General features: G+C 44.9%; 10 protein-coding genes and 1 other RNA gene. 6 read left to right on the top strand and 5 right to left on the bottom strand.

Annotation, left to right across the window (positions count from 1 at the left end; genetic code table 11):
- Positions 1–131: 131 nt before the first annotated feature.
- On the bottom strand, positions 132–1,565 hold the full coding sequence (locus HYR79_09345) for a hypothetical protein (GenBank protein MBI1821898.1): 1,434 nt from the start codon (positions 1,563–1,565) through the stop codon (positions 132–134).
- Between the two features lie 314 nt (positions 1,566–1,879).
- On the opposite strand from HYR79_09345, the gene HYR79_09340 reads away from it, so the two are divergent.
- The 5 genes from HYR79_09340 to HYR79_09320 all read left to right on the top strand — a co-directional run bounded on the left by HYR79_09340 (position 1,880) and on the right by HYR79_09320 (position 4,895).
- Positions 1,880–2,092, top strand: a complete 213-nt coding sequence (locus HYR79_09340; GenBank protein ID MBI1821897.1) for a thiamine biosynthesis protein ThiS — start codon at positions 1,880–1,882, stop codon at positions 2,090–2,092.
- Positions 2,089–3,009 (top strand): adenine nucleotide alpha hydrolase family protein, encoded by a 921-nt coding sequence (locus HYR79_09335; protein ID MBI1821896.1) that lies wholly within the window; start codon positions 2,089–2,091, stop codon positions 3,007–3,009. The genes HYR79_09340 and HYR79_09335 overlap by 4 nt, the downstream gene beginning before the upstream one ends.
- Positions 3,010–3,044: 35 nt before the next feature.
- Positions 3,045–3,827: a tRNA (adenine-N1)-methyltransferase gene (locus HYR79_09330; GenBank protein ID MBI1821895.1), complete on the top strand. Its 783-nt coding sequence runs from the start codon at positions 3,045–3,047 to the stop codon at positions 3,825–3,827.
- A gap of 36 nt (positions 3,828–3,863) precedes the next feature.
- Positions 3,864–4,460 (top strand): peptidylprolyl isomerase, encoded by a 597-nt coding sequence (locus tag HYR79_09325; protein ID MBI1821894.1) that lies wholly within the window; start codon positions 3,864–3,866, stop codon positions 4,458–4,460.
- Positions 4,461–4,577: 117 nt separating this feature from the next.
- On the top strand, positions 4,578–4,895 hold the full coding sequence (locus HYR79_09320) for a DUF2892 domain-containing protein (GenBank protein ID MBI1821893.1): 318 nt from the start codon (positions 4,578–4,580) through the stop codon (positions 4,893–4,895).
- A 246-nt stretch (positions 4,896–5,141) separates the two neighbouring features.
- Here HYR79_09320 and ssrA read toward each other — a convergent pair.
- The 3 genes from ssrA to HYR79_09305 all read right to left on the bottom strand — a co-directional run bounded on the left by ssrA (position 5,142) and on the right by HYR79_09305 (position 6,782).
- Positions 5,142–5,496: a transfer-messenger RNA gene (gene ssrA / locus HYR79_09315) on the bottom strand.
- 58 nt (positions 5,497–5,554) lie between these two features.
- Positions 5,555–6,022, bottom strand: coding sequence for an SsrA-binding protein SmpB (smpB, locus tag HYR79_09310; protein ID MBI1821892.1), 468 nt, complete (start codon positions 6,020–6,022; stop codon positions 5,555–5,557).
- Positions 6,015–6,782, bottom strand: coding sequence for an alpha/beta hydrolase (locus tag HYR79_09305; protein ID MBI1821891.1), 768 nt, complete (start codon positions 6,780–6,782; stop codon positions 6,015–6,017). Before HYR79_09305 ends, smpB begins: the two co-directional genes overlap by 8 nt.
- A 45-nt stretch (positions 6,783–6,827) precedes the next feature.
- Here HYR79_09305 and HYR79_09300 point away from each other — a divergent pair, with 45 nt between their 5' ends.
- On the top strand, positions 6,828–7,304 hold the full coding sequence (locus tag HYR79_09300) for a DUF721 domain-containing protein (GenBank protein MBI1821890.1): 477 nt from the start codon (positions 6,828–6,830) through the stop codon (positions 7,302–7,304).
- Here the strand turns inward: HYR79_09300 and HYR79_09295 are convergent.
- Entirely contained in the window at positions 7,301–8,386 is a 1,086-nt protein-coding gene (locus tag HYR79_09295) for an ATP-dependent Clp protease ATP-binding subunit (GenBank protein MBI1821889.1), read from the bottom strand. The two genes, HYR79_09300 and HYR79_09295, sit on opposite strands and share 4 nt — an antisense overlap.
- Positions 8,387–8,611 lie beyond the last annotated feature (225 nt).

The raw sequence follows: 8,611 nt of genomic DNA, 5'->3' as shown, positions 1-8,611 counted from the left end.
TGCCCGCATCAGAAGCTACCTATCCACAGCTCGTAAAAACGGCTGGAACCTCTTGCAATCCATTTCCCAGTCCCTGACAGGTCAACCGTACTTGCCTGAAATGCTTTTTCCTCCCTGACACTCCTGAGTAGTTACAATAAAAGTTCGATATCTGAGGCATAACCCAATTCCCGTCCGCCAAATTTTCCAAGGCCGCAGACGGCGAAAGGACAGGTTTTGTCGTTTTCCAGAAGGGGAAGACCGTATTTTTTGGCGAGATGCCGGTTGCATAGCCGATAAGCTTGTTCGATCACCACTTCAGCCAATTCGGATAGATCTCGTGAAAATCGAATGAGATCAATTTTAGGGGAGACCAAATGCTTCATGTCGATTCGGAACAACTCACGGTCCTTATAGTCGTTGAGGATCTTTTTTTGTTCGCTTAAGCTTTGTCCGCCGGAAAGGAGCTTTTTCAATTCCCGTCTTGAGACTTCCTTTTTTTTCTGAAGGGGTTCTTTTTTGAAATTCTTTAAAATCGGAAGAAGGTTTTCAAACTGCATTCTCAAAAAATCTTCCCAGAGAAATTCGCTGGTTCCAAAAAACCGTGCAAGCAGATCAAGGGTTTCTCGTCTTTTTAAGAAGGAGAAGATCGAGGAAGAAACCCCTTTTTTCATGACCTTCTCTACCAATTGATCGAAATATTGAATCCCTTTGGCCGGATCGGGAGCAGATGCCAAAAAATGGGTGAATTGTTTGGTTAAAACGGTAGCCATCTTCAGCCGTTCCAAATCCTTTTTCCGTCTAAGCTTTTTTTGGTGAGAATCACTGACGTAAATTTGGTCATGGGCTTTCTTGCCGAGACTCTCGATCCGAACCTTATAGATATAGACTCCCTGCAGGGAAAGGGCGTTAGAAAAAGCATAGAGGAAGGCAGGCGTGTTTTTTGAAACAATTTCCATTACCGTCCATTTTTTTGATAGCCGGTTGTCAAATTTTACTTTAACCGGATACATATGTCCCGAAAACGCCTCTTTTGTCGCGGAGAGATGTTCGACCACCCGGCGGTTAATGTGAGCCCGGGCTTCAAAGAGTTGATTTTGGTCTAGCTGTTGGAGGAGTTTTTGCAATTCATTTTGAAACTGATTCTGAATGTTTTGGCCAAATTTGAATCCTTTGAGGAGGGAGACCCTGAACCAATCGACAATTTTTTTACGGTTTTTCGTCAGAACGGGAGAACCGGCTTCCTGGACGGGTTCAGCGGTATGGCGGTCTGAAAAGGTAAAAATGTAGCCGGATTGAATATCAAGACCAAAAGAGGTTAAGAGCCCGCAGATGATTGAGAACCCGGAGAAGTAATCATAGGCAACAATGGCAATGTTAAGTAAACCATCCGGAGCAGGGGTAATTTCGGCCTCAACCAGATGTTCAGGAGTAAGACAGCCGGACATTTTGAGATGCCCTGCAATTTCCTTCGGGCTAAAGAGGGAAAAATATTCCAGGTCCATTCTGGAAAAGAATTCTTCTCGAATCTGTTCGTCTATGCCAGGACACAGGGCATCGACTGTTTTTCTTAAATTGTTTCCCATTAAGATGAAGTTTCTCAAAAACCACAAGAACAGAGTTAGAAAGCTGTCATTGCGAACAAAGTGAAGCAATCTCAAGACTTTACGATAAGATTGCCACGCACCCTTCGGTGCTCGCAATGACATGATTAATAAGTGGGTGCGAAGTCTATCGCTGGTCTTGGGAAGACCTGAGAAGTTGAATAATTTAGGTGAATACGATAGGATAAGATCTTAAACATCGCGGAAAACCGAAATTAAAATCGTTAATTAAACCTATTGATCACATTCCGTAATCCGCTTTTGGCAGTCCGCGTTGTGGGAGGGGATTTTTTACAATGAAAGTGTTTTTACACCACCCCAGGCGGGTTGAAGAGGTAAAGGGCCCCAGAAAGGTAGATCAATTGTTAAAAGAGCTGGAAATTATTCCCGAAACGGTGCTCGTTATTTTGAAAAAGGAGGGGGAAGAGGAACTCCTCACCGAAGAAGGTCAAATCGGGGATCATGAAAGCGTAGAGATCCGTCCGGTAATTTCAGGAGGGGCGTTATGAAATGCCAGAAATGCCGCCAAAAAGCCATCATCAAGATTTCACGGGCTAACGCGAAATATTGCAAGCCCTGTTTTAACGAATTTTTTGTTTCGCAAATCAGACGCTCTTTATTAAAGGACAAAATGGTATCTTCCGATGACCGGATTTTAGTGGCAGTGTCCGGAGGAAAAGACAGCCTTGCTTTGTGGCATGTTCTCATTCATTCAGGGTACCGAACGGCCGGGCTTCATATTGATCTTGGAATTGGAGGCTATTCGGAGAGTTCAAGCGAGAAAGTTGAAGCGTTTACGGCGAAGTTCCAACAGACGCTCTATTCCTATCGTTTAAAAGAAGCCCATGAAATGGGGATTGTTGAGCTTTCCCGGGAGTTAGACCGGTCTCCCTGCTCGGCTTGCGGCACCATTAAACGTTATCATTTTAATCGATTCGCAATCCAAAACGGGTTTACAGTTTTAGCAACCGGTCATAACCTGGATGATGAAGCCGCCCGATTGCTGGGAAATCTCTTAAGATGGCAGGAAGAATATCTTTTAAAACAGTCCCCGGTTCTTGAAAAAAATGAAGACGGGTTTGTCAAAAAAATAAAACCGCTCTACCGTCTTTCTGAATATGAAGTGGCTGCCTATTCCTTTTTAAATCAGCTGGATTATGTGGTTGAAGAATGCCCGATGAGCCAGAGCGCGCCGATGCTGGTTTATAAAAAAGCCTTGAATCTAATTGAGCATCACTCGCCCGGGACCAAACACCAGTTTTACCTTTCGTTTCTTGAAAATCAAAAGAAAAAGCCTTTAAATGGTTTACCGCTGGAACTTCGCCCCTGTTCGATTTGCGGACAACCGACCCCCGCGGCTGTTTGCGGGTATTGTAAAATTATTTCCCGCTTCCCGGGCCGCGTGGAGCACGTGATATCAGATTAAGGTTAATGAATTAACCGGATTGGACCCAAAATTTTATGATAGCTAAGGAGTTAAAAGAGGGGGAATGGATTCACCTGATTGATTACAAGGAACGCGTTTATACGCTGGTGTTGAAAAAAGGGGCGCGGTTTCAATATAGCGGCCAATTTTTAGCGCACGACGAAGTGATCGGTAAACCGGAGGGGATAAAAGTGGTCTTTTCTTCCGGAAAAGAGATGACGGTTTTAAGGCCAACCTATAGTGAATATGTTCTTAAAATGCCGAGGGGAGCGCAGATTATCTACCCAAAGGATACCGGTCAGATCCTTATGCTGGCTGATATTTATCCCGGAGCGACAGTTCTGGAAGCCGGAATCGGGTCTGGCGCTCTTTCGATGGCGATTCTTCGTTGCATTGGGCCGGCCGGGACCCTGATTTCGTATGAAACCCGGGAAGACTTCGCGAAGCGGGCCCTATTAAATATCGAACAGTATATGGGGCCTCCGACCAATCTCATTTTGAAACATCAGGATATTTACAAGGAAATTACGGAACAAGACCTTGACCGGATTGTCCTGGATGTGCCGGAGCCCTGGCAGGTGGTCCCGCATGCCAGGATTTCTTTAAGGACGGGAGGGGTGTTTCTGTCCTACCTCCCTACGATTGTTCAGGTCATTCAGCTGGTGGAGACCCTGAGAAGGGAAAAAGGTTTTTCCCAGATTAACGTAAGTGAATCGCTGGTCAGAGAATGGAAAGTGGATGGCCAGAGCGTCAGGCCTGACCATCGAATGGTGGCGCATACGGCGTTTTTAACAACGGCACGCCGGATTAATTATTAGATTGGTTAATATTTTATCAAACAGAAAGGAGTTTTTATGGTTAAAGGTTTTTTTACATTTTTATTGGTGTTCTTGATGTTTCCAGGAGTAAGTTTGGCGGCGGACAAAAAGCTCGCTCCCGGAACTTATGTGGTCTTTGACACGACGTTGGGAAAGATTACCTGCGTTTTTTATGAAAAAGAAGCTCCGAAAACGGTTCAGAATTTTATCGGCCTGGTTGAAGGGACGAAGGAATGGGAGGATCCAAAGACTCATCAAAAAGTGAAAAAACCTTTTTATGACGGATTGATCTTTCACAGAGTGATCCCGAATTTTATGGTGCAGGGAGGAGATCCCCTTGGAATCGGGATCGGCGGCCCCGGTTACCAGTTTGAAGATGAGTTCTCTCCCAAATTAAGATTTGACGGACCGGGGAGGCTTGCCATGGCCAATGCGGGTCCTGGCACCAATGGAAGTCAGTTTTTCATTACACAGGTTCCAACCCCCTGGCTTGATGGCCACCATACGATTTTTGGACAGGTCGTTGAAGGCCAGGAGATTGTCGATAAAATGGTTGCCGTTCCCAAAGGACAAAACGACAAACCGATCACAGACATTGTGATGAAGAAAGTCACCATTTTACGGATTAAATAGAAAAATAAGTGAAGCAGCCGGCTTAGCCGGTGCGGAACACGGGGTTCGGGGGCATCGGAGGATTACACGAAGTGAAACCGGACGGGCCCCTGAATTGGATAGAACAGGAAAGAAGAGATGGAGTTGTCCAAAGAATCTCAAACCGACAAAGAGTCTGTTCGTCTCAAAACATCCCGATATAATATGGGGGGAACAGACCGAACGATCCGGGGAATCCTCGGAATCAGCATGATGTTTGCCGGCCTTTTTCTATTCGATGGATTCAGTCTGAATCATTTCGGCCTCTGGGTGATGGCCTTATCGCTCATTCCGATGGTGACCAGCCAGATGGCGATCTGTCCGGTTTACAAGCTCTTTGGATACAGCACCCGAACCGCCAAGGATGAAGAAAAAGAGGCGGAATATGAGGAGAACTACGAAAAGGATTATCATTGACGGATCTGCAGAAGGGTCGAAGCGAGCTGACTTTGCCAGCGAGCAAGCTTTGAAAATAAATGAAGCAGCCGGCTTTGCCGGTGCTTCACGCGGGGGTACGGGGGGCATTGAGTGAATGTTGCGAAGGCCCCTGATATGAAATAAGTGAGCACCGGCTCTGCCGGTGCTGAAGCCAGTGAGCAAAGCGAGCGAGAGGGGGAAGCTTCATCCGGCTCTGCCGGTGAAGGGGGTGACGTGAACCCCTAATAATGGAGGCGCGGAGAATCGAACTCCGGTCCAAGAACCTAAAACCTAAGGCTACTACATGCGTATTCTTTGTTTTGGATTTCGCCTCTCTCCACGCCCAAAGACAGGCTTAGAAAAAAGGCTAGTTGACTTGATCTCATCTGCCTGACATCAACGGATCAGGCGGACCAGCCTGCTGCAATTGCGCCTTTCTCATTACGCAGACCCTCATGAGAAAGACGTCACAAGCCTAAATTAGGCTGCGAGTGCCAGTTCTTCGTTGGCAGTTGCTTGTTTTCCACCTGTTTAACGAGACCGATGGAATCTCGGCATGCAACCTTAAATACTAGAGCTCCTGTCGAAACCAGTCGCCCCCGTTTGTTTATAGCTCATTTTTCATTATAAGTGATAGAAGAGTATTTTTCAAGCTTTGATTACCTGTTCCGTTCCTTAAAAGCTTTTTCCACTTCTCGTTTCGCCGCCCTTGTCTTGAGGTCTTCACGCTTATCATAAGTTTTTTTACCTTGCGCCAAACCCAACTCAACTTTGGCCTTTCCATTTTTAAAGTAGATTTTAAGCGGTATAAGGGTTAAACCCTTTTGCATGGTTTTACCCATCAGGCGGTTGATTTCTTTTTTATGGAGAAGGAGTTTTCGAGTCCGGACGGGATCGACATTCGCGCGATTCCCATGGGTGTAAGGGCTAATGTGACATTGATAAAGATAAACCGCGTTTTCTTCTACTCTTGCAAAGCTATCTTTTAAGTTTGCCTGTCCTGTCCGAATCGATTTAACCTCCGTTCCGGTCAGACAGATTCCCGCCTCGTAAGTTTCGTCTATAAAGAAATCGTGAAACGCCTTTTTGTTGGAAATTATGATGGAAGATTTTTTTTTATCATTCATTGAAAAATTGAGTTAGGTCCTGAGCCAATTCGTTTGGTCTTTCGACAATGATAAAATGGCCGGTTTCAGGATAGGCTTTCCATTTGGCGTGGGGAAGTTGATTAAAAATGGCCTGCTGGTAAGGAATCGGGACCACCAAATCGTTTTCCGCTCCAATAACCAACGTTTCGCAGCCTATGGAGGGAAGAAGAGTTAGAATATTTTGGAATACTTTTGAGTTTTTAACCATTCGGGCAAATGTTTGTGAAGAGCGGTGGATTTCCTTTTTTTCGTCATTGGCAAGCTTTTCATTTTTGATTCGTTCTTTAATTTCGGGCCGATGATAAAAAAAGGTTAAAATTTCTTTCAGGTTTAACCCAATCGGACTGATAATCGGAATGTCATTGATTTTTCCCGCTGCGGTTGCAATGACACAAAGTTTTTTAATTTGATCAGGAATTTTTAAGGCCATTTCAAGGGCGATGGCTCCGCCCATTGAAAATCCAACAAGAAAAAAGGATTCAATACCGATGGTTTGCAGCCAGATCACGATAAAATCAGCCAATTTTTCCACGCCATCCACCTCTTTGAGCTCATCCGAACGGCCAAACCCCGGGTAATCGAGGGTGTAAACGGAAAAAAACGATGTGAGGAAGGGAAAAATATCTTTATATTCTTTCGCTCGCCCTCCCGCCGATGGGAGAAGCACCAAAGCGGGCCCGGTTCCTCCCTGAAAATAAACAATCCTGGCGCCGTTGACTTTTACCTCTTTTTCATCCATATTGAGTTATCTTACACTACCTTTTTTTTAAAAAAAACATTTATTATGGCCTATCTTCTCCCGATTACTTCCATTTTAAAACCCTTATTAAAAAGATATGGGCTTGAAGCCCAAATGCAGGTTTATACCTTAATAGACCAATGGGAGACTTTTGTAGGACCTCAAATTGCCTCTCACACCCTTCCTTACCAGCTTAAATTCAAAAAACTATTCTTATATGTTGATAGTTCCGCCTGGATGAATCAGCTGAATTACTTAAAACAGGAATTGACGGATAAAATTAATAAAGTGGCAGGAGAACCCTGGGTGAGGGAAATTTTTTTTAAAATCGGTTCGGTAGAAAAGAACGTGGAAACCGCGGTCGAGGAGAAAACCGTGTCTCCTCAAAATGATAAGACGGTCTCCCGGGAAGAGTTATTTCTTATTGAAAAGTATCTGAGTTCGTTAAAAGAAAAAGAGCTAAAAGATCAACTTAGAAAGGTTTTTATTCAGGGGATCCTTCATTCCAGGAAAGGTCATTAGCCCTTCGGAGGATCGTTATTTCCTAAAGTGGAAAAATCGGCTTTGACGGTGATTGACACCCGCTCTGCCCGTCTAAAAACAATTTCAGAATGGTCTAAATCCCCTACGATATAATCTCCCGCCTGAATCTCCCCTAAGGCATAATATTCGGCAATTTTTGCTTCAACCTCTTTTTCAACGAGGTGAAGCAAGGGCCGGGCTCCCAGTTCGAGATTGGTTCCCTTTTGGATTAAGTAGGTCTTTGCCTTATCACTCAAATGGAGCGCAAAGCCTTTTGTCGCGCAACGAGAGCCGATTTGATTGAGATGCTTTTCTAACACTTTTAAAAGAGAGTCTTCGGAAAGGGGATGGAAAATGACAAACTCCGAGACCCGGTTTCTAAACTCGGGGCTGAAGTGTTTTTCAATCTCCTTTTGTACCTCCTGATTAACCATTTGGGCGAGCGCTTGATAATTCTCCTTTTTTTTAAACCCGATATATTGGTCTTCCAAAACCTCGGATACTTTTCTGGATCCGACGTTACTGGTCATGACCAGCAGGGTTGAGGAAAAATTAACCTTTGCGTCATTTCCTTTGGTCCTTCGACTTAAGGTGACAACGCCTTCATCCATAATTTGCAAAAGAAGATTATGGAGTGAAGTGTGACCTTTTTCAATTTCGTCGAATAAGATAATATTCCAGTTGCGCCCTTCGATTTCCTGTTTATCTAAAACCACGGGGAGGTCGCTTCCCATATAACCCGGAGGACTTCCAATAAGTTTAGAGATGGTGTGGCCTTCGCTATATTCTGAACAGTCGACTTTTATACAGGCTTTTGGATTGTTATGAAGGGCCTTGGCCAGCGCGCGGACGGTTTCCGTCTTTCCTACGCCGCTTGGACCAGAAAAAAATAGCGTGGCGATAGGCCGGTCGGCATTTCGAAACCCCGTTGAGGCTCTTAAAAGCGAGTTGAGAATCGCGACAATGGCGGAGTCCTGGCCAATCACTTCCTCCTTCAACGTGGTTTCAATATGGTTTAACGGATTTTTAGCCCGATTGGTAATCGAAATCGGGATGTTTGCCTCAGGAATGAGATTGCTCAAAGCTCGATACTCCTTTTGTTTAATTAAACATCCTATGTAAAAAGGTTACCGCGTAAAAAGCGGGTTGTCAAATTTGTCAAAAAACGGGTGTGAGACAAATTTATGGGTAAACTTCTCACCCGGTTGCCCGATTTCCCCAAAACTCCTCCCACCGGCCGCTGATTTGGCAGCAGCGCAGGGCGATAATCGCATTGGCGCCTTTGACGGTCCATCTCATTCCCGACT

The sequence above is a fragment of the Nitrospirota bacterium genome (assembly GCA_016178585.1).
In the GTDB taxonomy this organism is placed as follows: Bacteria; Nitrospirota; Nitrospiria; order JACQBW01; family JACQBW01; genus JACOTA01.
The sequence above is the reverse complement of the archived record's forward strand: the minus strand, read 5'-3'. Positions and strand labels throughout refer to the sequence as shown.